Here is a 26,723-nt window from a genome sequence, read left to right on the forward strand (position 1 = left end):
AATTATTTCTTTTAGTAGTTTTCCAAAAATGCTTCTATCTCCCGCCTGTCCGGCATGGACGGCGCCGTCCCGATCTTCTGCACCGAGAGTGCCGCCGTCGCGCTGGCGAACACGACCGCGTCCTTCCAATCCTTCCCTTCCGACACGGCCGCCAGAAGTCCCCCGCAAAATGCGTCTCCCGCACCGGTAGTGTCCACGGCCTCTACTGAGAATGCCGGAACAAACTCCCTTTTACCGGATGCTGACGATAAGCAGGCCCCGCGGTCTGCCATGGTAATGATTACCTCGCCAATTCCGCGTTCATGAAACCAGTCCGCCGCCCTCGCTGCGTCCGCATCCGAACAGACAGGAATCCCGGTGTAATACTCTGCCTCCACCTCGTTGGGCGTGATCACATCGATCCGTTTCCACAGCCCCTCCGGCAGGTCTGCCGCAGGAGCCGGGTTTAAGATCACTCTGGTCCCGCTCTCTGCCGCGTATTCCGCAACCCGCTCCACCGCATCCAGATTCGTCTCCAGCTGCATCAGCACATATTCACAGTCCTGGATCACTTCTTTTAAGGAGTCCACTTCCTGCTCCGTTATGGAAAGCCCCGCTCCTGGCACCACCACAATCTCATTCTGACTGCTGTCTTCTCCCACCAGAATCAGCGCACAGCCCGTGTCCTCCCGGTCGGTCCGGAAGACCCGCCCGGTCTCCATGCCCAGTTTTTCCATTGTATTTAGTGCAATATCGGAAAATGAATCCGTACCCAGCTTGGTCGCCAGCGTGACTTTTGCGCCCGCTTTAAAGGCGGCCACAGCCTGGTTAAAGCCCTTCCCCCCAGGGCCCATTTTAAAACCATTCCCCTTAACCGTTTCTCCCGGAACAGGCAGATGCGGCGCACGGGCCATGAGATCCACGACAAAGCTTCCAAAAACCAGTGTTCTTCTTCCCATATACAACCTCCTGGTTCCCCGAACCAATCACTCCTCCAGCAGTATAACTCCGTTTCCTGCACCGATTCTGTCGGCTCCGGCTTCTATCATGGCCTTCGCCTGCTCACAGGTACGGATGCCACCGCTGGCCTTCACCTTTGCTGAATCTCCCACCGTCTCTCTCATCAGACGAACCGCCTCTTCCGTGGCGCCTCCAGTCGAAAATCCGGTTGATGTTTTTACAAATCCAGCCCCTGCCTTCACAGAACGGCGGCAGGTTTCCACGATCTCCTCTCTGGTCAGCAGGCAGGTTTCCAGTATGACTTTCACCACCGCGCCGCCGCTGGCTGCCACGACTGCACGGATATCCTCCTCCACGCGGTCGTAATTTCCATCTTTTACGGCGCCAATATTGATGACCATGTCAACCTCTTCCGCCCCGTCTTCCACGGCTGCCTGTGCCTCGTATGCCTTGGCGCGGGTGCTCATGGCCCCCAGAGGAAAGCCCACGACACAGCATACCTTTACGCCGCTTCCCTTCAGAAGTTCAGCCACCAGCGGAACGTGGCATGTATTGACGCATACCGATGCGAAATGGTATTGAACCGCTTCCCGGCAGTATCTTTTTACCTCTTCTTCTCTCGCGTCGGCGCGCAGTATGGTGTGATCAATCTTTTCTGCAATATTCATGTTGTCCTCCATTTCTATCCTTTGATTCCCCCCTGTGCCACCGCGGTGACAATGTATTTTCTCGCAAAGAAAAACAGTACCACCATGGGGATTACTACAATAAACGCTGCCGCCATCAGCCTCTCATAGCGGATTCCTGCGGACTGCACAAATGAAGTCAGTCCCACGGTCACGGTCCTCATCCTTGACTCATTCGTCACCAGCATGGGCCATAAGAATGAGTTCCAGCTGTCAATGCTGTTGAGAAGAATGATAGTGATGATCGCCGGCTTGGCGATTGGAACCATGATTCTCCAGAGAAATTTCCAGTTGGATGCCCCATCCACCCGCGCCGCGTTGTAAAGCGAGCCGGGAATCTCCAGAAAGAAGTTTCTTAATATAAAGATATAGAGTATGTTGGCTGTATACGGTACGATCAGCGCCTTATACGTATCAATCTGATGAAGCTTCACGATGGTAACGTAATTGGTAATGGCAAGAAGCTCAAACGGAACCATCATAAATCCCAGGAACAGGGAAAAAATAATGTCTCTCCCGGGAAACTTAAGCCTCGAAAATGCAAAGGCAGTCAGTATGCTGACCGTGGTCGTCAGGATCACCGATGAGACCGTGACGAACAGCGAGTTTATAATATACCTTGCGAACTCCCCGGAACTCAGCACATACTTGAAATTATCCAGCAAAAATGACGGCGGCCACCAGATCGGAGGCATCTGCGTCACCTGCTCCGGCGTTTTAAACGCAGTAATGATCATCCAGTAAAACGGCAGAACCATCATCACCGCGCCGGCCGACAGGATTACGTAGGAAATGATCTTTACAGCCAGATGTCTATTTTTCATCTCAATTCTCCTTTTTACCTGCTGACCCATTTTTTCTGAATCGTCATCTGCAGCATGGTCATGATAAACACGATCAAAAACAATACCAGTGCGGCCGCGCAGGCAATGGAAACGTTCATCTTATGATAAAAGTTCTCATATATGTAGAACACCACGGTATAAAGGGAGTATCCCGGCCCCGGTTTTCCATTGAACAGCGCAAATACTTCATTAAACACCTTCGAGGTATTGATAATATTGATAATCAGAACCAGCGCGATCGTGGGCGATAAGAGCGGAAGCGTTATGCGGAACAGAATCTTTGCCGGTTTCGCCCCATCCACTTTTGCCGCCGTATAATACTGTTCACCGATGGTCTGGAGACCGGACAGGAACAGGATAATAGTAAATGGCAGCTTCGTCCAGATTCCATAGATAATCAGGGCCGCCAGCGCCATTCTGGGATTCTCCATCCATTTGACCGGCTCGATCCCGATCACTCCAAGCACGTAATTGATAATGCCGTAATCGTAGTGATACATCCATTTCCATACGATTCCAACGGCAATGGTCGCCGTGACCATCGGCAGAAAATATACGAACTGGAAGAACGAGCTTCCCTTCAGCTTCTGGTTTAAGAGAATGGCTACCGTCAGTGCAATGACTGTGGAAAGCGGTACGACAAATGCCACGTAAAGGAATGTATTTTTCAGTGACAGCAAAAACTCCTTATCCGAGAAAAGCGCTGCGAAATTCCCCATTCCCATGCCGGTGTAGGTGTTGGCCAGATAATCATAGTTCTCCAGAAATGCATTCAGAAAGACCGTGATAATCGGAAAGACCATGAACACACTCACTACAAGAATAAATGGGAGCAGATAGATGAAGGGTTCCGTAAATGTCCTTACCGTGACTTTTTCATCACTTTTTACCTTAACCGATCTTTTCCTCTGTCTCAGAATCATAGATGTGAACCCCCTTCTTTTTCAAACGAACCGATATCTTCCCTCCAATTTCATAGGTCTGTCCGCTTTCCAGCGTACTTCTGAATTCTTTTCCCCCAATTTCCAGAAGATACAGGGTTTCCTTGCCATTTAAAAATACGTTTCTTACGGTTGCAGGCGTCTCATAGACTCCCTCCGCCGCTGCCTCAAACGCCTCGCTCCGGATTCCCAGCTTCACCCTTCTTCCTCTTTCGATGCCTTTCATCCCGGCAATGAGAAATCCCGTATTGTCCCCCTGCAATATTACACGGTTCCCATCGACTATGCCCTCGTATAGATTAATCGGCGGATTGCCCAGGAAGTCCGCCACAAACGGATTGCACGGTTCATCGTACAGCTCCTGAGGCAGCCCGTACTGCTGGATCCGCCCCTTTTTCAGGAGCAGAATATGATCTGATATGCTGAGTGCTTCCTCCTGGTCGTGGGTCACGAAAATGGTGGTGATCCCCGTCTCCAGTTGAAGCCGCCGGATTTCCTCCCGCATTTCCAGGCGGAGCCTGGCGTCTAAATTGGACAACGGCTCATCGAGAAGCAGAATCTCCGGTTCCTTTGCCAGGGCTCTTGCTATAGCCACACGCTGCTGCTGTCCTCCCGAAAGCTGGGATGGCTTTCGGGTAAAGTAATCTTCAATCCGAAGCAGTTTGGCAAACTCCGCTGCCCGCTCCATCCGTTCTTTTTTTGAAACCTTTTTGATCTCCAGCGAAAATGCGATATTCTCCCCCACCGTCATGTGGGGATACAGCGCATAATTCTGAAATACCAGGCCGATATTTCTCTTATCCGGAGACAGAGATGTCACATCCCTGTCTCCGAAATAAATCGATCCCGAAGTAGGCGGCAGAATTCCCGATATTAAATTAAGCAGGGTACTCTTTCCGCATCCGCTTGGCCCCAAAAGCGTGGTCAGTTTCCCATCGCAAAATTCCAAAGATAAATCATCAAGGGCTACCGTTTCCCCAAATCTCTTTCTGATATTCTGTAATTTAATCTCCATGGCTCACCTTTTCACCTGATTGGACTATTTGCGGATTGCTGCTTCTGCCGACTTCCTGGCCTCTGCAAGTGCCGTATCCATGTCGCTTATATCCAGCATAATCTCTTCCAGCGCCTTATCCAGACTCGTGCGAAGCTCATACCATCCCGCTATGGTCGGCATATATCCGTAGGAATCTCTCTGCTCGTAGACCGCAGCCGCCACCGGATTTACTTTTAAGAAATCCTGGTATACGCTCTCGTTCATGGCCGCAGTAGATGCCGGAAGGGCGCCAAATACCGTTCCGCACTCCGCATTGACTTCCGGGCTCAGTAAGTATTTTAAGAACATCCAGCTGGCCAGTTCCTCTTCCGGATTGGTCTTCGCAATGGCAAATACCGGCTCGGAAAGGCTGACAAACTTCTTGGGTCCCTCCTGAGGAAGCGGCGCCGCTCCCAGTTCAAACTTGTCTCCGACCGCAGTGGCAAGATATCCGTAGTTCCCGGATAATGCAACGTAGCATCCGACATCGCCGTTGGCAAAAGGATTGGTAAAGTGTTTGTCGTCTCCCACCAGACGGGCAACCTTCTTATCGATCAGATCTTTGTACCAGGTAATCTTCTCTCTGGCAGTCTCAGAATCGAAACCAATGGTTTTATTCTCCAGATCAATCACTTCTCCGCCGGCCTGAGTCAGAACCTCCATGTAACCGTCCACCATAATCTGGAATCCGAAGCCAGGCTTTCCTATCTTGTCGCTGACAGCCGTGGCCACGGCCTCCACCTCGGACCAGGTCTTCGGCGGTTCTATGCCAAGTTCTTCAAACATGGTCTTATTATAGAAAAAGACATTGCCGCCCAGGAACAGAGGCATGGCGTAGCGCTTATTCCCCCACGGCACATACATCTGATTCAGCCCTGAGTTGATATCTTCATCAAAGTTCTCATACCCCACCGTCGAATCATAAATGTAATCGTCCATATTCACCAGCGCGCCCTCATTAATATAGCTGGTCATATTGGCTGCCGCAGAGTGAACCATGCTGGGCAGATCGTCGGCTTTTGCCGCCGCCATAACCTTTGCTTCGTACTGGTCTGCGGGCTGATATTGAAGCTTAACCGTAATATCAGGATTTTTCGCGTGGAATTCGTCCGCTACCTTCTGAAACCACACCTCATACTGATCAGAATACTGATGCCATATGGTTATCTCCACCGGACCCGTAATCTCCGTCGCGATGGCTGCGGCCGTCTCTGCTTCCGCCGCCGTCTCATTCGTCCCCTCGTTTTTTGCCTCGTTCTTTGCCTGGCTTTCTTCTGTCTTTGCCTCTTCTGCCTTTGTCTCCTCTGCCTTCTCCGGCGCAGCCACCTTCTGTGGTACACAACCCCCGAGCAGTACCGCCGTAAGCCCCAATGCTGCAATGCGTCTTAGTTTACTCATTCTGTAACCTCCCTGTTCTTCTCCTTTTGTTTTTACCGGTTCCCCTGTTTACTCCTCACCCAGTTCGATGTTCTCCCTGGTATACTGCTTTAAGATCTCCTTCAGTTCCGGATCGTACTGATCCATAAATGGCGTAACATCTGTAAAATGCTCCAGGAAATCCAGATACGTTCTTCCGCCCTCTCTTCCCTTTTTCGTATGCCAGTCATAGATATCATACTCTGTCGGAAGCTTTGCGTACTCCCCTCGCTTGTATTCCTCGATTACGATCGTCTTAATCGTATCGCTGGAGCGCTCTTTCCGGCATTTACACAGATAACGAATCGCCTGGAACAGGAACAGTGCCCTGCTGCCGCTTAAAGAGTACGGAAACTCCTCTCTCATGGTTTTCAATGTCTGGATTAGAATGGGCGCGGTCGGCTCCCCGAATCCGATGTCTTCCACGCTGATGACGGAAAGACGTCTCCAAAGATAGTTCTCCAGCTCCATACTGGTAACATACATCTCGTATCCGCACCGGATCGCGGTGTCCTCGTCCGCATGGCGGATGCTTTTCTGCAGTGCGGAAATCACCTCATCTGCGTGCAGTCCGTTCCTCGTCATAACATTCTCAAATGGATCGTACTGTGGTTTGTAGCTGTAGCTGTTGTCATGTTTCATTGCTGCTTTCCCCCTTTAAGTGATGTAAATATAGATTTAATAATGGTTCACTGCCCACGGATCGCCTCCGTTGTCCGTGCACAGCTACCGTTTATTTCTCAGCAGGCTTTATATTGGTCGGAAGGAGGATCTCACGGCTTCTTTTGTTCTTTCCGCCGTTATGAATCCGTTCCCACAACAGTTCAAACGCCAGCTCCCCCATCTCCCTCATGGGCCGTTCGATGGTAGACAGCTGAAGTCCGAAATCCGGGAATGTACCGATATCATCAAATCCAAAGAGACAGACATCCCTGCCGATCCGGTATCCTGCTTCGTTTAAGTATTTCACACATCCGATCAGCTCCGAACTGGAAAATGCCACAATTGCCGTGGGACTGTTCTCCATCTCCATCAGGCGCTTACAGGCATCATATCCGCTCTCAACGCTCAGTTCTCCCTCGATCACCCAGTCCGGACAGACCTCCAGCCCATGCTTCTTCATGCACTCCAGGAAACCGTCCTGCCTTCTCGCGCCCACTCTGGAAAAATCAGGGCTGGTGACGGCCGCAATCTGCGTATGTCCTGCCTGGATCAGCTGTTCTGTGGCCTTATAAATAGCCCCCTTATTGTCAATAAATACCGCGTCGAAATCCCCGCCCTCCGTATCACGGTCGATGAGGACCACGGGAATCCCGGCCCGTTCCACTGCTTCCAGCATCTTTCTGGTGGCGGAGGTCTGATAGAGACTCGGGGTGATCAGAATACCCTTTACACTCTGAGCCTTCAGCTGCTTTAAGATCTCCCCCTGCTTCTTCTCATCGTCGTCCGTTTTATAAAAAAGAACCGTTATATTCTCCTCATCCGCCTTTCGGGTCACACCGTCGTATACCTTCACGAAGAATGGATTAACCCGCTCCGGCATCACCAGGCCGATCATATCAGAGGCCTGGGTAATCAGGCTTCTCGCCGCCGCATTCGGACAGTAATTCGATTCCCGGATAATTTCCTCAATATTTTTCTTGTTCTTTTCGCTCACGTAGCCGGACCCGTTGATCACTCTCGACACCGTAGCCACGGATACACCTGCTTTTTCAGCAATATCCTTAATCGTAAGACTCATTTTGCACTCCATTTCTCCTGCGGCCGCACTATGCGGCCATGATGCAGCAATGTGTAATCGTTTACATATGTTTACAAAAAAAATTATGGTTATTTAAAAATATGTGAATTATGTAATCCTTTATAATCAGTGGATTTTGTAAAAGGCAAGTAGTTGTTTAGTATTATAGTGTGTAATCGTTTACACATTTGTATCTTACCATCATTTATACAGATTGTAAAGTATTTCGTGAAAAAAAATGGACATTTTATACAAGAATTTTGTATTACTGCCTAAAACGGCGCCCCCTGCTTTTGCAGAGAAGCGCCATTCACTGTAATTGTCTTCTATTGTACTTCCACCCAAACACCCCCAACGCCCCAACGCCCATCACCGTTAGCACCAGCCACACCAAAAACACGCTGTTCCACCCCAGTCCCAGCTGGATAACCAGCCCGGAAAACACGGAGGACAGACCGGCGGCCACATAGGAGCAGAAATCCAGCAGCCCCGATACGAAGCTGGCCCGGTTGGCCCTTGCGAAGCGAAGCGGAAATACTCCCAGCAGAATCGTATTTACACCGTACATCACGGCGCTGACGCCGCCTAATAAAAGTACCCCGGCAGCCAGCGATTTTCCCATAAAGACGCGAAGCCCGGCCAGGATAAATACCGATAGGACCATCATAATCACCACCAGCGTCTCTTCCTTCAGAAGCCGTTTTCTCTGAATCATTCCCACCAGGGTGATGCCCATAAAATTCATCACCGGTATAAACAACAGCAGGAACGAGGCCGTACCGGCGTCCACGCCATAGATATCCTGTATCATGGTCGGTCCCCACAGGCCGATTCCGTCCTTGATCACCCCCTGCGCCAGGCAGGCGAGTATAATCCAGATCAGGCCGGAAGCCAGAATAAACTTCCCAAGCCGGTTTCCGATGCCCGAAGAGGAGTCCGTATGTTCCAGAAATGCCGCTGACGGTTTCATCACCCGAACGCTCTGAAAATCCGTAAATCCGGCTTCCACTGCCGTATTTTTTACATACGTCTTCCACAGCAGCGCAAACAGAATCAGGGCGAAGCCAGGTATTAAAAATACCCACTTCCAGGATGCCGCCCGGATAATAAAGCCACAGATCCCCCAGCCGGCCAGCGTTCCTCCCACCATGGAGGTGGACAGCCACACCGCAGCTCCCGCGTGCTGTTCCTCGTAAAACCAGTGGGCAATCAGACTGATCATATTGCACCAGATAGCGCTCTGCGCGAATCCGTTCACCGCCCATAAAAGGATGATGATCCATATGTTGTGGACGAATCCGATAGCCACATTCGCAGCGCCCGACACCATCAGCCCAAAAAACACCTGATGCCTGTTGTCCAGATAATCCCCCGCATAACCGTTGACCAGCTTTCCCACCGCATAGACCCAGAAAAACACGCTCCCGGTCAGGCCGATCACCGCGGCGCCGCTGGCAAATTCCAGCGCCATGGCGTTCATGGCCACGGATAGATTCAGCCGCCCGAAATACGTCAGGAAATAACCGGTCCAGCAGAACAGAAACACTTCCTTCTGCTTTCTCCTTAAACGTTCCCCCATTTCCATGATCAGAATTCCACCGTCATACCATCATATGCCACCACGAATCCGTCCTCGCGGACACAGTCCACGATCTCTTCGTGCATCAGTTTTCCATTGTGAGAGAAATGATTGATCACAAACACCGTGTTCTCTCCGGCGCATCCCTCACGAATCATGCGTGCTTTTGCTTTCCGGTTGTCAGGCAGCCCCATGTGATAATTTCCGTCGGGCGCCTCCACATTGGTACAGTCGAAGCTGACAAGGCTGATCATTTTCCCTCTTAAATAATCCCATGTCTCTTCCGGGTAGCTTCCCGAATCATGGCCATAGAAGAGACATTTTCCGTCCTTTTCCAGCAGGTATACGAGGCAGTTTTCATCCTTTGCATGGTTGGCCGCCAGCGGCGTCACCACGTATCCGGAAGGCAGTGTTACCGGTTCGAGGGGCCTTACCCGCTTAAAATCCAGCTGTGCATGAAGTGTAGGGCTGTCGTTCATCTCCATGGCCATCCGGTATGCCGCTTCCACCTTATCATTTCCATAGACCGTGAGAACCGGCGCTCCGGGCTGGTGCGCGTATGGCTCGCCGCGCATCAGCAGCTCCATGGGATAAAAATGATCCTGATGAGAATGGGTAATCAACACCGATTCAACCTTGTCAATCGTCATTCCCTCCCGCAGGACATGGAGATACGTATCGGGCGGAAGATCGATGAGAACCGTATTATCCACAATGGCCTGGGAGCGGGTCCTGATATTCTTTCCTCCCAGCGCCCTCGCCCTCTTACACGCCTCACAGGTACAGAACACGGCCGGCCATCCTTCTGCGGCGGCCGTGCCCAGATATTTAATTTCCATATTAATCTCCTTTCGCACTCAGCCTTTGACCGCGCCTGTGGTCAGGCCCTGAATAATGTATTTCTGAGCAAATACATAGACCACCATCACCGGCAGCATGGACAGCAGAAATGATGCGAAGGCCAGATTATAGTCAAAGGAATACGTCGTCTTAAAATTATACTGGAACAGCTGCAGCGTCCAGCTGTCCTTGGATTTGTTTAACAGGAGCAGCGGAAGCATAAAGTCGTTCCAAACGGAAAGCCCGTTCAGAATCATAATCGTAGCAGTCATGGGTTTTACCAGAGGGAATACGATCTGGATATACGTCTGAACCACTCCGGCCCCGTCGATAAACGCACTCTCCTCCAGCTCCCGGGGCACACTGTCCATATACGCCACAAAGAGGAACACGCCGTCGCGCAGCGCAAACACCAGATTTAATACAATCAGCCCCCAGATATTGGACATATGAAAGGAACTGGCGATCTTCACTAACGGAATCATAACTACCTGGAAGGGTACGAAGAGACCGATGACCAGATAGATGTAAGAGAAACGGTAGAATTTGGACCGTCTCATGTTCCGGGAAAGTGCGTAAGACAGCGAGGGAATGACAAGTGCCATTAGGATCAGGGAACAGACCGTAATAATAACGGTATTTCCTAAATAGCGGAAATAGTTCTGTTTTTCAATAATTTCCCGAAAATTCCCCAGATAAAACTGGCTGGGAAAGGAGAAAAAATTGACCGTCGATTCCTCTCTCGTCTTAAATGCAGTAATAATTGTCACATACAAGGGCGCGGCAATCACCAGACAGCCCGAGATCAAAAACAGATATTTGAGGATACGGACCGGCTGCAGCTGCTTTTCCTTTTTTACATTCATGGTCAGTCCTCCTTCCTCGTCGTCCTGAACTGGAAATACGACACGACACACACCAGCACAAAGATGACGACAGACTGGGTGATCGCATAGCTGAATTTCTGGTTCATAAAGGCATTTTCATAGATTAAGAACGCAATGGACTGGGTAGAACCCGCAGGTCCGCCGCTGGTCATGACCGTAATATAGTCGAAGACCGTCAGTCCTTCTTTTGTCACCAGGATGATACAGACGCTTAAGACCGGCATCAGAAGCGGAAGCGTGATGCGGAAGAAACGCTGCACTCCATTGGCCCCATCGATGGCGGCCGCTTCGTATAAGTCTCCGGAGATATTCTGCATCCCGGCGATCAGCAGCACCATGGGGATCGACACACTCCTCCAGATATGGACGATCAGGATGCCCCACATGGCAGTAGATGAACTGGACAAAATATTTTTACTCAGAAAATCAATATTTAAACTCTTTCCGATCAGCGGGATCACCCGGTAATAGATTTCATTGAAAACAAGGCCTATGGTAACGAGGCTCAGCGTTGCCGGGAAAAAGAAAGCGGCCCGGAAAAAAGTCTGCTGTTTAATCTTCGAACACAGGATAACCGCCAGAATCAGCGCGATGGTGATGACTCCCACCACAAGAATTGCACTGTATTCTACGGTGAAGACCAGCGCACGTTTGAAGACACGGTCTGAAAACAGCCTTGCATAGTTGTTGACACCGACAAATTTATACTCCTTTGCATATCCGTTCCAGTTCGTAAAACTGTAGTAAATTCCGTAGATTACGGAAAATACGAAAAAGACCGTATATAGAATAATTGCCGGCAGTGTAAATGCCATATAAGCGGCGCGTCCCGCCTTCGGCCGTTTTGGTTTGTTTTTCACGGTCCATCACCCTTTCTGAACGATTCTCTTCTAATTAGAAAGAGGGTGAAACTAGTGCCTACCGGCGTATTTACGCCGGGAGGCACTAGCGCCGCCGGACTTAAATGCGTCCTGGCAAGAATCTCACCCTCTCGTAAAACCTTAGTTGTTATAGGTATCCATAATTAACTGATTTAAGTTGTCAAGCCACTGGTCTACATCCTTGGTATCGATCAGTTCCTGGCAGATATTGCCGTACTCTCCACCGAATGACGGCGGCCAGCTGTTGGACGGAACGCTCATGGTCTTACCAGTCTGGACATAATCCTTAAACATGGATTCAAACTCGGTCTTATTAAAGTTGACGCCCTTGATTGCCGACGGAGTTCCATCGTAATCGGAGAACTGCTGTGCATTTTCAGGGCTGGTGCAGTACTCTACGAAACGTTTTGCCGCTTCCGGATACTTTGTTGCTGCGGAAATACTGAATGCCGTATCAATGTTGACGCCCAGACGGTCAATGCTGCTTCCATTGAAGGATGGGTAACGGAACATGGCAAACTGAAGATCCGGGTTGCTCTTTACGATCTCCGGGTATGCGAAGGTTCCGGAGAAGAACATGGCTGCCTTACCGTTTGCAAAATCTGCGATGGCCTGCTCCTGGCCGGTTCCCAGGTTATCTTCCTGGCCATACTAGCGAAGCTTCACAATGGTCTCGCCCATCTGGCGGAGCTCCTTGGAGTCGGCAGCTGTCGTCCCTCCTGCTGCAATGTCTTCAAACAGTCCTACCGGATCTTCCAGCATGGTTACGCTGGCGCGGTCACAGAACTGGCGAACCGTCCATACATCCTTATCCGGGAATGTAAACGGTGTGATATCGGCTGCTTTTAACGTATCGCAGACCTTGTATAAGTCTTCAATGGTTGCCGGAATCTCAACACCGGCTTTATCAAATAAATCTTTGTTGTAGTAAACGCCCAGCATGTTTAAGGATACCGGGATCGAATACGATTTGCTGTCGATGAGGCTGATATCCAGAATATCATCCGCCACATTATCAAGCATCTTTTCTCCGGTTAAATCCATCATATATCCGGCCTTTACCTGCTCCCGGAAGGAAGCGTCCAGCGGGAAATGGGTAAATACGTCCGGAACCTGGTCGGAAGCCATTCTCGTCATCAGGACGGTCTCCGCATCCGGAACGTTGGTGTACTCGATCTTGATATCCGGGTTCTGAGCCTCGAATTCCTTGATCAGCGCCGTGTAATAATCGGTTCCCTCGTCCTTCATCTGGAAGAACTCAATGGTTGTCACTTCTCCTGTTGATGCGGCCTCCTTCGTCTCGGCTGCCGTCGTCTCCTCCGCCTTCTCCGTGGACGCGGCCGGCGCCGCCGTGGTCTCTGCCGGTTTGTTGGACGAACCGCATCCGGCCATAGACACTACCATTACTGCCGCCATTGCTACACTCAATACTTTTTTCATAGATATCCTCCTTACAATGCGAAAAATATGGGTATAAGTCACTTGTATCTTATACCCATATTATAGCGTTTATTTTTTTCAATCATATTGCAAAACTGACATCAGCAGATATCAATTATGTTACTTTTCCGTTATTATGCATTAATTTTACATTTATATTACACGTCTTTTATTGTATTTTTACATTAGCGTGATTCAGGCCTGTTTCTCTGTGTTCCCGGAGTCCGGCCGAAATATTTCTTAAAATTCTGAATGAAATAGGAAGGGCTGGTGTATCCCACCATAAGCGCCACCTCATTGATATTCATATCCCCGCTTTCCAGGAGTTCTTCCGCCTTTTTCATACGCAGGCCAAGCAGGTACTTGGAAAATCCCATTCCGGTCCGCGCCTTGAAGAGACGGCTCAGATAGTTGGGATTCATGAAATACTTCGTCGCCGCCAGCTCATTTAAAGAGATCTCACAGTAATAATTTTCTTCCAGGAATGCCTGGATTTCGTCAATAATGTCTCCTTCATTTATGGACCGGTCCGCCTCTTCGATGCAGCACGCCATGCTGCAGATATAGTCCAGAAGCCCGCCCATGTCCTCAAAATCCCAGAGAGGCCGGTAAATCGTTTCCGTATCCATGGTAAAACAGATGCCCAGCAGCGCCTGGTATGCCTGCTCCAGCTGCAGGACCGTCGTCTTCTCCTGCTGTACCAGTTTCTTGAAGCAGAACTCTTTTGCCTCCTTCACCCGCCTGGCATTCAAATGGTTTCGAATTAAATGTAAGTCTTCCTTTGAGAGCAGCTCCTTTCCCCTGTCATGATCGAAAAGGTATAATCCCCGTTCCGGATCCTGGAGCCGCAGACAGCAGGCCCTTCTCGCCTGGGAGTATGCCTCCCTTATGGAATCCGGTCCCGTGAGAAGCAGGCTGACTCCGACTGCGGCCTGACGGCCATCCTTCTTTCCCTGTTCCGCCAGCGTATTTAATGCCCGGAGCTTCTTATCAAACACTGCCATAGCACGTTCTTCCCCGCAGGAGACGATGACTCCCGCTCCGGAATGCAGGATATCCTCAAATATCAGGTCCCGGCCAAAGGACAGATCCCGCAGCCGTATCGACAGTTCCTCAAATCCCATTCCATCCACCATGATCTGAGCCGCAAAGAAACACCCGTTTTTCAGTCCTGTCATCTCCTCGGGCAGTACATCCTCGGGACGCTCCTCCCCCGATAAATACCGGAGCAGGAGAAAACTTCCTGCGCGTTTCTGTACGTCACGGAGCAGATCCTCCTGCCGCTTCTCCTCTGTGCGCGCCTTCTTTATAGTATCCAGGGTGTGAAACAGATCCTCTCTCTTGAGCGGTTTCAGCAGATAATCCCGCACCCCGTTATGAAGGGCGGCTCTGGCGTAATCAAACGTGGCGTATCCGCTCACCAAAACCACATCCACCGAAGGAAAACGCTGGCGCACCACCTCGGATAAGGCGATTCCGTTCAGTCCTGGCATCCGGATATCCGCCACCAGCACATCCATGTTTTGCTCCTCCAGCACCTTCAAAACCTCATCGCCATTGTCACAGGAGCAGCATATGGTGCTGTCCCTGTCCCATTCCAGTATTAATTTTTCTACAGCCTTTCTGGCCAAAAGAACATTATCCGCAACTGCAAACTTCATGACTTCCCCCGCTTCCTATGACTTTTTCTCACTCTCAGGGATCCTGATGGTGATCTTTGTTCCCCTGCCTACCTCACTCTCCAGGATCAAACCGTACTCTTCTCCATAATAATTCTTCAGACGGAAATTCACATTCAGCAGACCGATGGAATCCGTCTCCTCTTTTTCCAGACACAGCGATCCCTGCTCCCGGCATTTTTCCGTCAGCTGTTTAAGACGAGCTTCCGACATCCCGGCGCCGTTGTCCTCCACAGTCAGCGTTACGACGCCTTCCTCCGAGGAAGCCCTGATCCCGATCCGTCCATCTCTCTTATCCTGAGAAAATCCGTGTTCAAAACAGTTCTCAACCAGCGGCTGAAGCAAAAATTTGAGAATCTTTTTCCCTCTGACCTCCTCGGGAACATCAAATACGGTCTCGATCCGCCCCGCCATGCACAGCTTCTGAATATTGGCATACCGCTCGATCTGCGTGATCTCATCCATCACCGTGACCAGACTTCCTCCGCTGATGTTATAACGGAACATATCTCCCAGCCCGGTCGCCAGCTCCGATATCTCCGGCACGTCCTCCAGGATGGCGATAGAATTGATGACATTTAACGTATTATACAGAAAATGGGGATTGATCTGGCTCTCCAGCATCATGATCTGCGCCTTTTTCTGTAGATTCTTCGATTCATACTCCCTTAAAATGCTCTCCTTCAGCCTGGCAGTCATGTTATTAAACCCAAGAATCAGCCGGCCTAAATCATCCTGGCGGTTCAGCTCCTGTGTGATGGGAACCAGTTTCCCATTTTCCACCTGATGCATGCCTTCCTCCAGTACGCGGATCGGCCGTGTCAGCTTCACACTCAGCAGGATGCTGACGCCGATGAATACCGCGGTCATAATCACAACAATGATCACATAGGAGGCCATTCCCTGCATCATATGAAGCTTCAGCACCCGCCCCGCAGCCATGCTGACGATGGTTAAGTCCAGCGCTTCATTATAAGTCGCCACCATACGCCAGTCTTCCCCGGAAAAGCTCAAATTCATCACCTGATTTTTATTGGCGGCAAAGCTCTCCTTCCTCTCAAGAAGCGCCTGCTTCACATGGGAAGCCATGGCATCCGTCACCCGCTGTCCCTGATAGATTACGTAATCTCCCTGTACCGCCAGGCTATCCATGCTTCCATCCTCGGTAAAGACCATAAAGCTCTGCCCGAACTGCTTTAAATCCAGGTTGATAAAGGCGTACCCCACCTGTTCAAACGTATAGGTATCCACCAGGGAGAACCCGTAGGTAATCGTCCTGACACTCTGCTGGTTGATCACGGTCTCGTAGACCGATGACAGCATATTTTTAATCTTTTCCGCCTTCATGGTCTCGGCAAAGCCTTCGATCCGGCTCATGTAATTCTCATTATATCCGGCGCCGCTGTAGGCGTTATTCTTGTTGGACAGATAAGTAATGCTGGAGACGTAGGGATTGATTTTCGCCGACATCACATTTTTTCTCAGCTCCCGCAGAGTGGTGATGTATTCCGGCCGGTCCATGTTGAAATCATTTTTCACATACTGGATAATGTCCGGATAGACCAGATACATGGCTGAAGTGGTCTTCAAATGGTTCACAATGGTCTCCAGCCGGTCATCAATCATCTCATTTGCCTGCGTCATGTTCACGATGCTTCTGTCAATCTCCTCCTCCATGCTTCTTCTCAGCACAAGACTGACCAGGATTGTTAATGGAACCAGAATTACGACGAGACAGGCCGCCAGAATCTTTCTTTGAAGCGGAATATGTTTATACCAGTTCATCCCCCCACCTCTCTATACGGATTCCCGGAGGCATACCTCGCAGGGCACGATCACGGTCGGCTCATACGCTTCATTCCCCAGAATATCTGTCAGCATCCTGGCCGCCAGAAATCCCTTGTATTTCTGGTTCTGGCGGATGGTTGACAGCTTTGGTCTGGCGTATTCGCTGCTTAAGAGTCCATCAAATCCAAATACGGAGATCTGTTTCGGAATCTTTATGTGCTGCCCCCGCAGTGCGTTGATGACTCCCAGGGCCATCAAATCGCTGGCGCAGAAGAATCCGTCGATCCTCGGCTCCTTCTCCATAAGCCGGATCGCCTGTTCATGAGCCATGTCGTAGCGGAAATCGCCCTTCACAATCCATTCCGGCCTGACCGTAAGCCCCGCCTGACAAAGTGCCTGCCTATATCCCTCTTCCCGCTCCTTTTCCACGATGGAATGGCCGCTTCCGGTTATCATGGCAATGCGTTTCCGGCCGCGTTTCACCATGTGTTCCACGGCAAGTCTTGAATAATAGGCATTGTTGACGATGACACATCCCTTTCTCTCCCCTGTATACGGAATATCGATGAAGACACAGGGGAAATCCCCTTCAGCCAGCTTCTTAACCGCCGGTTCATCGTAATCCGCATTCATCAGGATCATTCCTCCCGCCCCCCGCTGCCTGCAGTACGTCTCGAAGCATTCCGGGCTGTTCTCCATCATATATACCACGGTCTCGTAACCGTTCTGATTGGCAAACGAATTCACTCCCTGCATAATACCAAAGAAAAAGGAAGAGTTTTCCGTCTGCTCGCTGACCCCTGTCACGACAACAGCCAGCTGCATCGGCTTCTTAGCAGATAACGTCTGTGCCGTCAGATTTTTCACATATCCCATGGCCGCCGCCGTCTGGCTCACGCGCCGTTTCGTCTCCTCGCTGACGTCCTGTCTGCCGTTAAGCGCCCGGCTCGTCTGTGACACCGACAGGCCGCAGGCCTTTGCTACATCCACCAGTTTTACCATACCGCACCTCCTCATGATCCACTGTGATCTCAAACCTTTCGCCTTTCCAGACGAATGAAAATGAAACACTTCGCCAGGATTCCGGCAGATGGGGTTCCATCGCAAGACACCCATCCTTTACCGATAATCCGGCGAACCCCAGAACGATACACTGCCAGATTCCGCCCATTGCCGCCGCATGAATCCCCTCTGCGGAGGACAGCCCGCCGTTTAAATCCACTCCGGCGGCCTTCCGGAACAGCCGGAAGCTTTCCTCTGTCATACCGAGGCGGGCCGCCGTCATGCTGTGCACATTAAAGCTTAAGGATGAATCGTGAACACAACGCGCTTCATAATATTGATAATTTTTAAGAATAATATCCTCCGGAAACAGGTCCGGCATCGAGGACAGCAGCATTACCACATCTGCCTGCTTTAAGACCTGATATCCGCAGAGCTGTTCTACATTAAAGCTTTCCAGAATCTTCCTCCCACCCTTTTTAAACGGCGTCAGGTCCAGTTCCGGCAGATTTAAAAATGCCTCATCCTGCGGAATGATTCCCCTGCCATCCGGCTTTGGAAGCGCCAGCTTCTCCGCCCGGTCCTTCATCCATACTTCTCTGGAGACAGCGCCCGTCTTCTCCTCCAGTGCTTCCAGAAGATCCGTCTTACCTGCCTGCAGGAGCCTTTCCAGGATGCGGAGCGCCTCATTGATATTCCATGAAGCCATATAATTCGTATAGGCATTGTTGGATACGTGTTCACTGTATTCATCGGGTCCGATCACGCCGTGTATCTCGTACTGTTTCCTCTCTTCGTTCCACTCCGCGCGGGAAGCCCAGTACAGCGCCGTCTCCAGTATCATCTCATAGCCGCATTCTTCCATAAATGCGGTATCGTCCGTGGCTTCAAAATATCGATGGACTGCATACGCAATATCCGCATTGACATGAATCTCCTGGGTACCGGTATAGATGGGAATCGGCTTACCCGTCACCACGTCGGGCGCTCCCTCTGACGGTGTGACCTCTCCGTCTGTAATCCAGGCGCTCTCCCATGGGAACAGCGCCCCCTCACATCCGTACTGCGCCGCCTTTTCCTTCGCCTTCGGCAGCGTGAGATAGCGGTAGCGCAGCAGCCGTCTGGCCACCTCCGGCTCTGTGTACAGCCAGGAGGAGAAAAGGAACATCTCCGTATCCCAGAACGTATGGCACTTATAGGCCTCCCCAGACAGCCCCTTCGCACCGATATTCATCCGCTCGTCATGCACTGGCGTCATGATTCGCAGGTGGTAAAGGGCAAATCTGGCCGCACAGGAATCAAACACCTCGTCGCTGTCAATCCGGATATCATGTAAGTCCCAGTACCTTTGCCACGCCTCGCCGCTCTCTTTAAGCGAATGCTCGAATCCTGCTTTGGCGGCTTCGGCCGCCAGTGCATTGGCATCATCCACTATGGAAAGGCTCTTGTTTTTCCCACACACTGACTCTTTGAAAGGTGTATCTGCAAAAGGGCTTTCGCCGTCCCAATACTCTGCATCTCTGGAGGTATAAAAAGCGGCCGCATTTTCAAGCACGATCTCCTCCCCTTTTTCCGCGGAAATATGGTAGAGCGTTCCAATCCTGCGCCGGTCCATGTCAATGGAAGCGCGGTATGATCCTGCAGTCAGCCTCGGAGCGCAGGCAGCGGCAAAGCGCACCCCTGAATCCCACGCCTGAAACGACAGTTCCTCCCGCTCTCCCGGAACGCAGTGCCTCGTACCTTCCGTAAAATGCTGGGCCCCGCTGTTACTCACCTGTCCGTTGATTCCGGTCCTGATCTCCAGCTTTGCCGGTTCCTCCAAAATCAGAGACAGTCTCTGCATCAGCAGGTGGCGGTTCTTTAGCGACACAAACCGCTCCATCTTTACCTTCACCTGTTTTCCCTGTTCCGTTCTGTATGTAAAGTGCCTCTCAGCCAGCCCGTTATCCAGATGAAGCACGGCACAGTAATCCTCATGATTTCTTCCGCTCAGCTGGAGCAGCTCCCCGTCGATGGTAATCTCCTTTCCCATCACATCCGGAAGATTCGGAAGCTCAGAGACCTCGCCAAAACAGGAATCATACGTCCCTGCAATAAACGTATCGCGTTTCTGCCCGGGAACCGGCTCATCCACCGCGCAGCGTACCCCCAGATACCCGTTTCCCTGGCAGAACAGCGATTCCATCTGGGGCTGCCACGACCGATCCCACCGGGATACCGACACGCTCCATTCCCCCAATTCTATTTTTCCCATAAAATACCTCACTTTTCCAAAACGTTTGTGGTACAAATATGATTCTATTATTGCAATATTACACGTAAAAGTCAAATATTTTATATAGAATATTTACTTCTTTTCCAAATATGAATGAAAACGTTTGTGGGATCGGTTATCTCATGCTACAATAGCGTTAAAAGGAGGGGATTTCAATGAAAGAAACTTGTTGGAAAGAGGCGGTTGTCTATCAGATTTATCCGAGAAGCTTTATGGATTCCAATGGAGATGGAATCGGAGACCTGGGAGGAATTATCCGGAAACTGGATTATTTGAAAGAGCTGGGCGTGAACGTGATCTGGCTTTCCCCAATCTACCGTTCTCCCAATGATGATAACGGATATGACATCAGTGACTACTGCGAAATCATGGAAGAATTTGGCACCATGGAGGAATTTGACCGGCTGCTTAAGGCGATGCACGAGAGAGGATTAAAGCTGATGATGGATCTGGTCGTCAACCATACCTCTGACGAGCATCCCTGGTTCCAGGCTGCGTTAAAGGACAAAAACAGCCCCTACCGGGATTATTACTTCTTCCGGGATGGGAAACCGGGCGGTCTGCCGCCTAACAACTGGTGCAGTCATTTCGGATTTTCTGCATGGGAAAAGGAACCGGAGGGTGATCAGTATTTCCTGCATCTGTACACAAAGAAACAGCCTGATCTGAACTGGGATAATCCGTCTGTGCGGGAAGAGGTGTACCGCATCATGCAGTTCTGGACGGATAAAGGAATTGACGGCTTCCGCATGGATGTAATCAACTACATCTCCAAGGCCGCGGAGCTTCCTGATATGCCTGAGGATGGCCCCTATCTGGCCACACCTTACTTTGCCAACGGCCCGCACGTCCACGAATACCTTCAGGAAATGAACCGGCGCATCCTGAGCCAGCGGGATTTCATCACCGTCGGCGAGATGGTCTCGGTCACCACGGACCAGGCGCGCCTCTATACTCACAAAGATCGCCATGAGTTAAACATGGTCTTCACCTTCGAGCACATGTATCTCGATGCGGTCGGTGAAGACAAGTGGCAGATCCGTCAATGGAAGCTGTCCGAACTAAAGGCCGTATTCGGGAAATGGCAGACCAGCCTTGCGGACGGCTGCTGGAACAGTCTGTACTTAAATAACCATGATCAGGCACGAATGGTAAGCCGCTTTGGGGACGACGGAAAATACCGCGTGGAAAGCGCCAAGATGCTGGCTACCTTCCTTCATACGCTCCAGGGAACTCCTTATATCTACCAGGGCGAGGAGCTGGGTATGACCAACATCCGGTTCAGCTCTATCGGCCAGTACAAGGACATCGACACGCTCAACCATTATGCCGAGGCTGTCACGGTATTTCACGAGGATCCGGAACACGTTATGGAAGCGATCTACGCCAAAGGGCGCGACAACGCCCGGACACCAATGCAGTGGGATGCCTCCCCGAATGCCGGATTCACCGACGCGGTCCCATGGATCCCCGTCAATCCAAACTACACAGAGATAAACGCGGAAGCGGCCATCCGTGACAATGAAAGTATCTATCATTACTATCAGGATCTGATCCGTATCCGCAGAAATCATAAAGTTGTTGTCTATGGCGACTACAATCCGGTATGCGAAGAACATCCGTCCATTTATGCCTATACACGGCGCTATCAGGGGCAGATGCTCCTGGTGATTCTTAACTTTTTCTCAGATCCGGCTGTCATTGACCTTCCCAAAGCGTGCCTTCCGGAAAACGGGGTCCGGCTGATTGGGAATTATGAAGACGCTCCGGCCTGCGAGGTGCATATGAAGCTTCGGGCGTTTGAGGCTGTGGTATTCCTGGGAGGGGATGGGGGTGTTTCAATCCACGCTCGATAATTTCACAGAGTGCGACTGCATCTTATAGATGCGAGGCTTGACTTCATGTCAGTGGGGGAATTCTCGCTTATTTTGTTAAAATGTGTAATTTATTTTTTAAGGGTACTTGAAAAATACAAGTACCCAGTGTATAATATAACTAGAAGTAATCAAAGGCTAACAAAAAACCGATGATTGCCGATCAAGCAAACAGTAATTTTAAGTTACCGGGCTATCCTCTGGGCTGAGAGGATAGCTCATTTTCTATTCTGGTGATTATCCAGATATGTAAGTACCGTAAATATCACTATAATTAACGATAATATTTCCATTTATAAATCAATTCCGATTTACAACCATATGAAGTAAAACAAAATCATAATCCATCCTCTTCCCCACTCTCAACTCTTATTCCTACCTCAGCCCAGCCTGCCTGCGGATTGATCTGTACCCGAAGCGCCTGCAGCCCGGGTATAAGATTAAAGATACGCTCTGTATTGTACGGTAAACGCATCTCCCGGTTTGACTCCATCAGCACCTGCCCGTTCTTCTTACATATTATTACCCGTTTTCCATTCTCTTCCACTGACACCGCTTCATCGGCGCCGCTCACCAATGGACAGATCAGCGTTCCGTCATTAAACTCCGCCCGAATGCGCAGTTCTTTCCCTGAAACCTGGTAAGTAAAACAATAGCTCTGTTCTCTGCCAGACAACGTTCTGTGTTTTTCGTCTCTCAGCTTTCCGCTGGCAGTAACCAGTCCGCCTTCTACCGATACCCGGACATCGTCATCATAGAGACTGCTGTACACAATACCGTCCTTTTCGGCTTCAATTCTCACTGCCAGACACTCCTGTCTGACCCGGCAGGGAACCTGCATATTGTTTGGTTCCTTTAAAGTATACCGGCTCATCCCGGCACACAGCAGAGTTCCCAGTCTCTCATGGTGAAGAAGAGACAGTGTTCCGCCCCCGACATGACCTCCGGGTAAATACTCCCAGTCACAGGCTGTCACCGTGGCTGTCATGGATCCCTTTGTTGCAGTCCAGCTTTCCGTCTCCGGGTAATACCGGATTCCCTCGGTCCGCTGTCTTGGCAGGCGCCGCTCTGTCCGGTCGTCTGCTCCCTTCCGCACTAAATTTCTATCCAGAATTCCAGCCAATACATTTGCATGGGTAAACGTATGATGAACGCACGGCGCCTGACCGGCCAGCCTATAATGCGGACCTCCCGCCAGCAATCCATCCACGGTACATTCCTTCAGCAGCTTTAGATTTCTTATAGCCGCCAATACAAAATCCGGGTTGTCATCTGCCAGAAGCAGGTATCCCAGCGCACAGCCATCTGAAGTGCGGCTCCCCCAGTAGCTCCATTTATAATTTCTTGTCCCAAAACTGTTGTCCCAGGCACCATTTTCAAGCAAAAACGGCAGATGCGCAGCCAGTCCCCTTTCTGCAGCCTCCAGAGCTCTCCGGTCTCCGCTCAGATGGCCGTACAGAGCCAGAGACGGCAGCGTCTCCTCAACATTGTACCCGATATCGATGGGGCGGCAGCCTCTTGGACTCCTCTTTTCACGAGGCACCCCCTCTCCATACAGCAGATCATGTTCGGTAAATGGAAGCCCGGACGGCTCAGCCAGTTCTTCCGCTTTTCGTTTATAGCGTTCCTCGTGCAGCACCAGCCAGCACTCATATAAGGCCAACGCATTGGATATGGGATAATTAATATTATTATCCTTTAATTCATCAAACCGGTACAGGAATTCTGCCGCCAGCTTCAGGCGCTGTCTCCAGGCTGATCTCGTTTCGTCTGACAGCAGCGCTTCATGAAACAACAGGCAGTCCGCCAGCTGGATCACATTAAAAACCGTCGTGCCCTTCCAACCGGAGTCAATATCATTTAAAAAGGAGCCATCCTCCTGTGACACCGTATTTTCCGCCCAAATAAAAAGCCTCTCAGCGGCTTTCACCCATTTTTCATCTCTCTCAAGCGCAGCCATACATAAAAAGGGATACATCGCCTCAAAGCAGCGCCCGTGAATCTTCCCGCACGCGGGGCAGAGAAGGCCGCCGTCGAGCCTTGGGTTATTCGTATTCCTGATCTGAAGGCGATGCATGGCTTCGCACCATTCCTTCAGGAGATCTCTGCATACTTCTGCCATATTATTTCCCCCATTACCAATATGGATTCCAGTCATATTTTAATCTCACCAGACCTTCCAGATAATAATAATCCCCCCAGAGATTGCACTCATCGATCCCATGGTCAATACAGTCGTTGTAAGGTGTCTTTCTCCCATATACTCCGTGCAGAAGAAGTCCATCCGACTCTGAATCAGATTTCGCCGCGCAGGTGTCATAAAGCGCTTTCATCAACCGGCTGGCAATTCCGGTATAGTACGAGGCCTTCTCCTCCGGCAGATATTTCGCCATCTCCAGCATACCGCAGGCCGCGACCGCCGCCGCAGAGGAATCCCGGGGTTCCATACTGCCATCCTGGAAGATAAAATCCCAGTATGGAACGAGACTGTGGGGAAGATGATCCAGGAAATACCCGGTTACCTCCTCAAACAGCCTGACATACTCCGGATTTCCCGTATAGCGATAGCTCAATGCGATGCCGTACACGCCCCAGGCCTGCCCTCTGGCCCATGCGGAGTCGGCGGAATACCCCTGATGTGTGACTCCCTTCAGCGGTTCCCCTGTCTCCGGGTCAAAATAATAGGTATGGTAAGCGGAACTGTCAGGACGGATCAGCACGCTCAGTGCCGTATGTACATGGGCCTCCGCTTTTTCCCTGTAACTACTGTCTCCGGTTACCTCGCCGGCCCAATACAGCAGCGGCAGATTCAAAAGGCAGTCGATAATCAGCCGGTAATTTCCAGGCTCATCTGGCTTTCCCCATGCCTGCAGGAACTGCCCCTTCTCATGAAAACGCTCCAGAAGCCTGCGGGCCGCCTTAATTGCGGTTTCCTTCGCCTCCTCGCTGCCGGTCAGCTTCCAGGCCGCCACACAGGATGGCGTATACAGAAATCCGAGATCATGGGTATCCGTCTCAATCTGATGATCGATGCGGTACCGAAAGGATTGGGTCTGCGCAAGCGCCGTCCGTTTCATCTCGGGATCACCGGAACACTCATATGCCAGCCACAGCTGTCCCGTCCAGAAGCCGTTGGTCCACTGGTTATTTGGTGCTTCCGTGTAAAAGTGATTGGTACTGAAAATATGTTTGAACCCGGTTCCGAATCTGGACATGGAAAAACGGGTCTGGGACACGGCTGTTTCGAGGGCCTCCTCCAGTTCCGCCGGAGCCAGCTTCGGATAGTTCTGTAACTCTTCTTTTTTCATTCTCTTCTCCTGTTCTTCCTGTTTTTATTATAACACAGGAAAAGCCTCATATTTACGCCGGAATCCGGCCGCATCAAAGGGAGCCATTGTGAGTAAATCCCCTGTTTCCCGGCTGTGCGCGGCTAAGCGGTTCGCCATCTCTTCCGCTATCTCGTCGTATTTTCCGTCAAACATCAGATTGGAAGTTTCCTGCACATCCGCCTCCAGATCGTACAGCTCATAGAAGGTTTCATCCTTAAATAAATCCACGATCAGCTTCCATCTCCCCCATATCATACAGCGCTGAAAATTAGACCGGGAGCCATTTCCGTCATACTGGATATAAGCAGAATTTCTGTCCTCCGCCCTGCTCTCTCCACGAAGCAGCGGCATCAGCGATGTGCCGTCCATTTCATTTCCGCTATCCACCTGGAGGTAATCACACAGTGTGGGCAGTACGTCGATGTGGCTCACTACCTGGTCATACAATTTCTCAGAAGGTGTGAACTTCTTCGGGAACTTCATAAACAGCGGCACGCGGGCCGATTCCTCGTACATACACATCTTCTGAAACAGGCCGTGGGAGCCCAGCATCTCTCCGTGGTCACTGGTAAAGAGAATCAGGCTGTCATCATAGATTCCCTGCCGCTTCAGCTCCTCCAGAACCCGGCCCACGCAGTGATCCAGCATTCTCACCAGCCCCAAATAGACTCTCCATGCCTCCTTCCAGTGCTCCCGCCCATAACGGGTCCCCACGATTCCCGTCAGATTATACATCTGAAGCGGGGACTGCCTGGGATAGTACACGCCGATATTATCCGGAAGCGCAAAGTCCTCCGCGCCCACTGCCCTATACCATGGATCCGGTATCTGAAGCGGTGGATGAGGTGCTAAAAACATGGCGTTTAACAGAAGAGGCTTCGTGGTATCCCGCCGCCGCAGGCCTTCCAGCGCCATTTCCGTAAAATAAGAATCAAAATAATACTGTTCTCCCGGTTCATACCTCCCGGTCTCCGCGTTGGAATAGCTGCTCACCCTCGTAGCCTTTCCGTCCACCATTTCCGGTACCTTTGTGCGGAATTTCCCGCCTCCCGGCATGGCAACGCCGTGTTCCTTCAAAAATTCTTTATAACTCTTCTCCGTAGAAAACCAGCGCGTACCGGAATCCACACGATCTTCCAATTTTCCTCCGGTTGTAAACAAATGCTGCTTCCCACTGTGGATACTGTCCCAATCCCGCTCCATCATTGTGTATAAGCTGCCAAATTCCGGCCTGACATCTCCATAAACGGCGTCGGCCGGCTCCCACGGGTTGATCAGAGAACCGTTTCTGTTGGGATAAGTTCCGGTAAAAAACGAACCTCTGGCAGGCACGCAGAGAGGGCAGGCACAGTAGGCCCGGCCAAACGCAGTCCCGTCCGCTGCAATTGAGTCAATATTGGGGGTAAATCCCTTTCCCAGCACATCATACCGCAGCTGGTCCGCCATAATTATAATAACGTGTGGCTTCAATTTCCGTCTCCTTTCCTTTTTACAAAGAGCCGCACCAGAGCATATTTGGCAACAGCTCTGATATACGGCTCTCCT

At 50.8% G+C, this 26,723-nt stretch carries 20 protein-coding genes and 1 pseudogene; 1 reads left to right on the forward strand and 20 read right to left on the reverse strand.

From position 1 onward, the window contains the following. Positions 1-11 precede the first annotated feature (11 nt). The 17 genes and pseudogenes from rbsK to H8S80_RS17930 all read right to left on the reverse strand — a co-directional run bounded on the left by rbsK (position 12) and on the right by H8S80_RS17930 (position 19,954). The gene (gene rbsK, locus H8S80_RS17850; RefSeq protein ID WP_117632714.1) at positions 12-938 is read right to left on the reverse strand and encodes a ribokinase; all 927 of its coding nucleotides are present in this window, start codon (positions 936-938) and stop codon (positions 12-14) included. Positions 939-965: 27 nt separating this feature from the next. After that, positions 966-1,607 (reverse strand): deoxyribose-phosphate aldolase, encoded by a 642-nt coding sequence (gene deoC, locus H8S80_RS17855; RefSeq protein ID WP_243007945.1) that lies wholly within the window; start codon positions 1,605-1,607, stop codon positions 966-968. Between the two features lie 14 nt (positions 1,608-1,621). Further along, positions 1,622-2,449, reverse strand: a complete 828-nt coding sequence (locus tag H8S80_RS17860; protein WP_002605559.1) for a carbohydrate ABC transporter permease — start codon at positions 2,447-2,449, stop codon at positions 1,622-1,624. Positions 2,450-2,463: 14 nt separating this feature from the next. Beyond that, positions 2,464-3,393 carry a carbohydrate ABC transporter permease gene (locus H8S80_RS17865; protein WP_025530680.1) on the reverse strand — a complete coding sequence of 310 codons (930 nt, stop codon included), beginning with the start codon at positions 3,391-3,393 and terminating at the stop codon, positions 2,464-2,466. Continuing rightward, positions 3,362-4,426 (reverse strand): ABC transporter ATP-binding protein, encoded by a 1,065-nt coding sequence (locus H8S80_RS17870; RefSeq protein WP_117632716.1) that lies wholly within the window; start codon positions 4,424-4,426, stop codon positions 3,362-3,364. The genes H8S80_RS17865 and H8S80_RS17870 overlap by 32 nt, the downstream gene beginning before the upstream one ends. 24 nt (positions 4,427-4,450) lie before the next feature. Next, entirely contained in the window at positions 4,451-5,845 is a 1,395-nt protein-coding gene (locus tag H8S80_RS17875; RefSeq protein ID WP_117632717.1) for an ABC transporter substrate-binding protein, read from the reverse strand. 48 nt (positions 5,846-5,893) lie between these two features. Further along, the gene (locus H8S80_RS17880) at positions 5,894-6,505 is read right to left on the reverse strand and encodes a hypothetical protein (protein WP_002605555.1); all 612 of its coding nucleotides are present in this window, start codon (positions 6,503-6,505) and stop codon (positions 5,894-5,896) included. A gap of 91 nt (positions 6,506-6,596) precedes the next feature. Then, entirely contained in the window at positions 6,597-7,604 is a 1,008-nt protein-coding gene (locus H8S80_RS17885; protein ID WP_002605554.1) for a LacI family DNA-binding transcriptional regulator, read from the reverse strand. A gap of 310 nt (positions 7,605-7,914) precedes the next feature. Further along, the gene (locus tag H8S80_RS17890) at positions 7,915-9,189 is read right to left on the reverse strand and encodes an MFS transporter (protein WP_117632718.1); all 1,275 of its coding nucleotides are present in this window, start codon (positions 9,187-9,189) and stop codon (positions 7,915-7,917) included. 2 nt (positions 9,190-9,191) lie between these two features. Further along, positions 9,192-10,022, reverse strand: coding sequence for an MBL fold metallo-hydrolase (locus tag H8S80_RS17895; protein ID WP_117632719.1), 831 nt, complete (start codon positions 10,020-10,022; stop codon positions 9,192-9,194). 18 nt (positions 10,023-10,040) lie between these two features. Further along, positions 10,041-10,889, reverse strand: a complete 849-nt coding sequence (locus H8S80_RS17900; RefSeq protein ID WP_002605551.1) for a carbohydrate ABC transporter permease — start codon at positions 10,887-10,889, stop codon at positions 10,041-10,043. A 2-nt stretch (positions 10,890-10,891) separates the two neighbouring features. After that, positions 10,892-11,770: a carbohydrate ABC transporter permease gene (locus H8S80_RS17905; RefSeq protein WP_025530677.1), complete on the reverse strand. Its 879-nt coding sequence runs from the start codon at positions 11,768-11,770 to the stop codon at positions 10,892-10,894. 141 nt (positions 11,771-11,911) lie between these two features. Continuing rightward, a pseudogene (locus tag H8S80_RS17910) lies at positions 11,912-13,231 on the reverse strand (ABC transporter substrate-binding protein). Between the two features lie 185 nt (positions 13,232-13,416). Beyond that, on the reverse strand, positions 13,417-14,892 hold the full coding sequence (locus H8S80_RS17915; protein WP_187049062.1) for a response regulator transcription factor: 1,476 nt from the start codon (positions 14,890-14,892) through the stop codon (positions 13,417-13,419). A gap of 15 nt (positions 14,893-14,907) precedes the next feature. Then, positions 14,908-16,695 (reverse strand): sensor histidine kinase, encoded by a 1,788-nt coding sequence (locus tag H8S80_RS17920; protein WP_117632722.1) that lies wholly within the window; start codon positions 16,693-16,695, stop codon positions 14,908-14,910. Between the two features lie 12 nt (positions 16,696-16,707). Next, the gene (locus tag H8S80_RS17925; RefSeq protein ID WP_025530676.1) at positions 16,708-17,700 is read right to left on the reverse strand and encodes a LacI family DNA-binding transcriptional regulator; all 993 of its coding nucleotides are present in this window, start codon (positions 17,698-17,700) and stop codon (positions 16,708-16,710) included. Continuing rightward, on the reverse strand, positions 17,633-19,954 hold the full coding sequence (locus H8S80_RS17930) for a glycoside hydrolase family 65 protein (protein WP_117632723.1): 2,322 nt from the start codon (positions 19,952-19,954) through the stop codon (positions 17,633-17,635). Before H8S80_RS17930 ends, H8S80_RS17925 begins: the two co-directional genes overlap by 68 nt. A gap of 176 nt (positions 19,955-20,130) precedes the next feature. Between H8S80_RS17930 and H8S80_RS17935 the strand changes: the two genes are divergently transcribed. Next, complete coding sequence (locus tag H8S80_RS17935; protein ID WP_117632724.1) at positions 20,131-21,831, forward strand: glycoside hydrolase family 13 protein; 1,701 nt, start codon at positions 20,131-20,133, stop codon at positions 21,829-21,831. Positions 21,832-22,186: 355 nt separating this feature from the next. On the opposite strand, the gene H8S80_RS17940 is transcribed toward H8S80_RS17935, so the two are convergent. From H8S80_RS17940 to H8S80_RS17950, 3 genes are read right to left on the reverse strand one after another with little or no spacing between them, the layout of a single operon-like run. Continuing rightward, positions 22,187-23,971 carry an ulvan lysase-like protein gene (locus H8S80_RS17940; protein ID WP_117632725.1) on the reverse strand — a complete coding sequence of 595 codons (1,785 nt, stop codon included), beginning with the start codon at positions 23,969-23,971 and terminating at the stop codon, positions 22,187-22,189. 13 nt (positions 23,972-23,984) lie between these two features. Further along, complete coding sequence (locus H8S80_RS17945; RefSeq protein WP_117632726.1) at positions 23,985-25,157, reverse strand: glycoside hydrolase family 88 protein; 1,173 nt, start codon at positions 25,155-25,157, stop codon at positions 23,985-23,987. Between the two features lie 27 nt (positions 25,158-25,184). Next, a complete protein-coding gene (locus H8S80_RS17950) occupies positions 25,185-26,648 on the reverse strand; it encodes a sulfatase family protein (protein WP_117632727.1) in 1,464 nt (487 codons plus the stop codon). Positions 26,649-26,723: the final 75 nt, after the last annotated feature.

Source organism: Hungatella sp. L36 (assembly GCF_014288035.1).

Bases quoted from the DNA above. Each gene is read 5' to 3' on its own strand.
- rbsK (WP_117632714.1), bottom strand. From the start codon at position 938: ATGGGAAGAAGAACACTGGTTTTTGGAAGCTTTGTCGTGGATCTCATG.
- deoC (WP_243007945.1), bottom strand. From the start codon at position 1,607: ATGAATATTGCAGAAAAGATTGATCACACCATACTGCGCGCCGACGCG.
- H8S80_RS17860 (WP_002605559.1), bottom strand. From the start codon at position 2,449: ATGAAAAATAGACATCTGGCTGTAAAGATCATTTCCTACGTAATCCTG.
- H8S80_RS17865 (WP_025530680.1), bottom strand. From the start codon at position 3,393: ATGATTCTGAGACAGAGGAAAAGATCGGTTAAGGTAAAAAGTGATGAA.
- H8S80_RS17870 (WP_117632716.1), bottom strand. From the start codon at position 4,426: ATGGAGATTAAATTACAGAATATCAGAAAGAGATTTGGGGAAACGGTA.
- H8S80_RS17875 (WP_117632717.1), bottom strand. From the start codon at position 5,845: ATGAGTAAACTAAGACGCATTGCAGCATTGGGGCTTACGGCGGTACTG.
- H8S80_RS17880 (WP_002605555.1), bottom strand. From the start codon at position 6,505: ATGAAACATGACAACAGCTACAGCTACAAACCACAGTACGATCCATTT.
- H8S80_RS17885 (WP_002605554.1), bottom strand. From the start codon at position 7,604: ATGAGTCTTACGATTAAGGATATTGCTGAAAAAGCAGGTGTATCCGTG.
- H8S80_RS17890 (WP_117632718.1), bottom strand. From the start codon at position 9,189: ATGGAAATGGGGGAACGTTTAAGGAGAAAGCAGAAGGAAGTGTTTCTG.
- H8S80_RS17895 (WP_117632719.1), bottom strand. From the start codon at position 10,022: ATGGAAATTAAATATCTGGGCACGGCCGCCGCAGAAGGATGGCCGGCC.
- H8S80_RS17900 (WP_002605551.1), bottom strand. From the start codon at position 10,889: ATGAATGTAAAAAAGGAAAAGCAGCTGCAGCCGGTCCGTATCCTCAAA.
- H8S80_RS17915 (WP_187049062.1), bottom strand. From the start codon at position 14,892: ATGAAGTTTGCAGTTGCGGATAATGTTCTTTTGGCCAGAAAGGCTGTA.
- H8S80_RS17920 (WP_117632722.1), bottom strand. From the start codon at position 16,695: ATGAACTGGTATAAACATATTCCGCTTCAAAGAAAGATTCTGGCGGCC.
- H8S80_RS17925 (WP_025530676.1), bottom strand. From the start codon at position 17,700: ATGGTAAAACTGGTGGATGTAGCAAAGGCCTGCGGCCTGTCGGTGTCA.
- H8S80_RS17930 (WP_117632723.1), bottom strand. From the start codon at position 19,954: ATGGGAAAAATAGAATTGGGGGAATGGAGCGTGTCGGTATCCCGGTGG.
- H8S80_RS17935 (WP_117632724.1), top strand. From the start codon at position 20,131: ATGAAAGAAACTTGTTGGAAAGAGGCGGTTGTCTATCAGATTTATCCG.
- H8S80_RS17940 (WP_117632725.1), bottom strand. From the start codon at position 23,971: ATGGCAGAAGTATGCAGAGATCTCCTGAAGGAATGGTGCGAAGCCATG.
- H8S80_RS17945 (WP_117632726.1), bottom strand. From the start codon at position 25,157: ATGAAAAAAGAAGAGTTACAGAACTATCCGAAGCTGGCTCCGGCGGAA.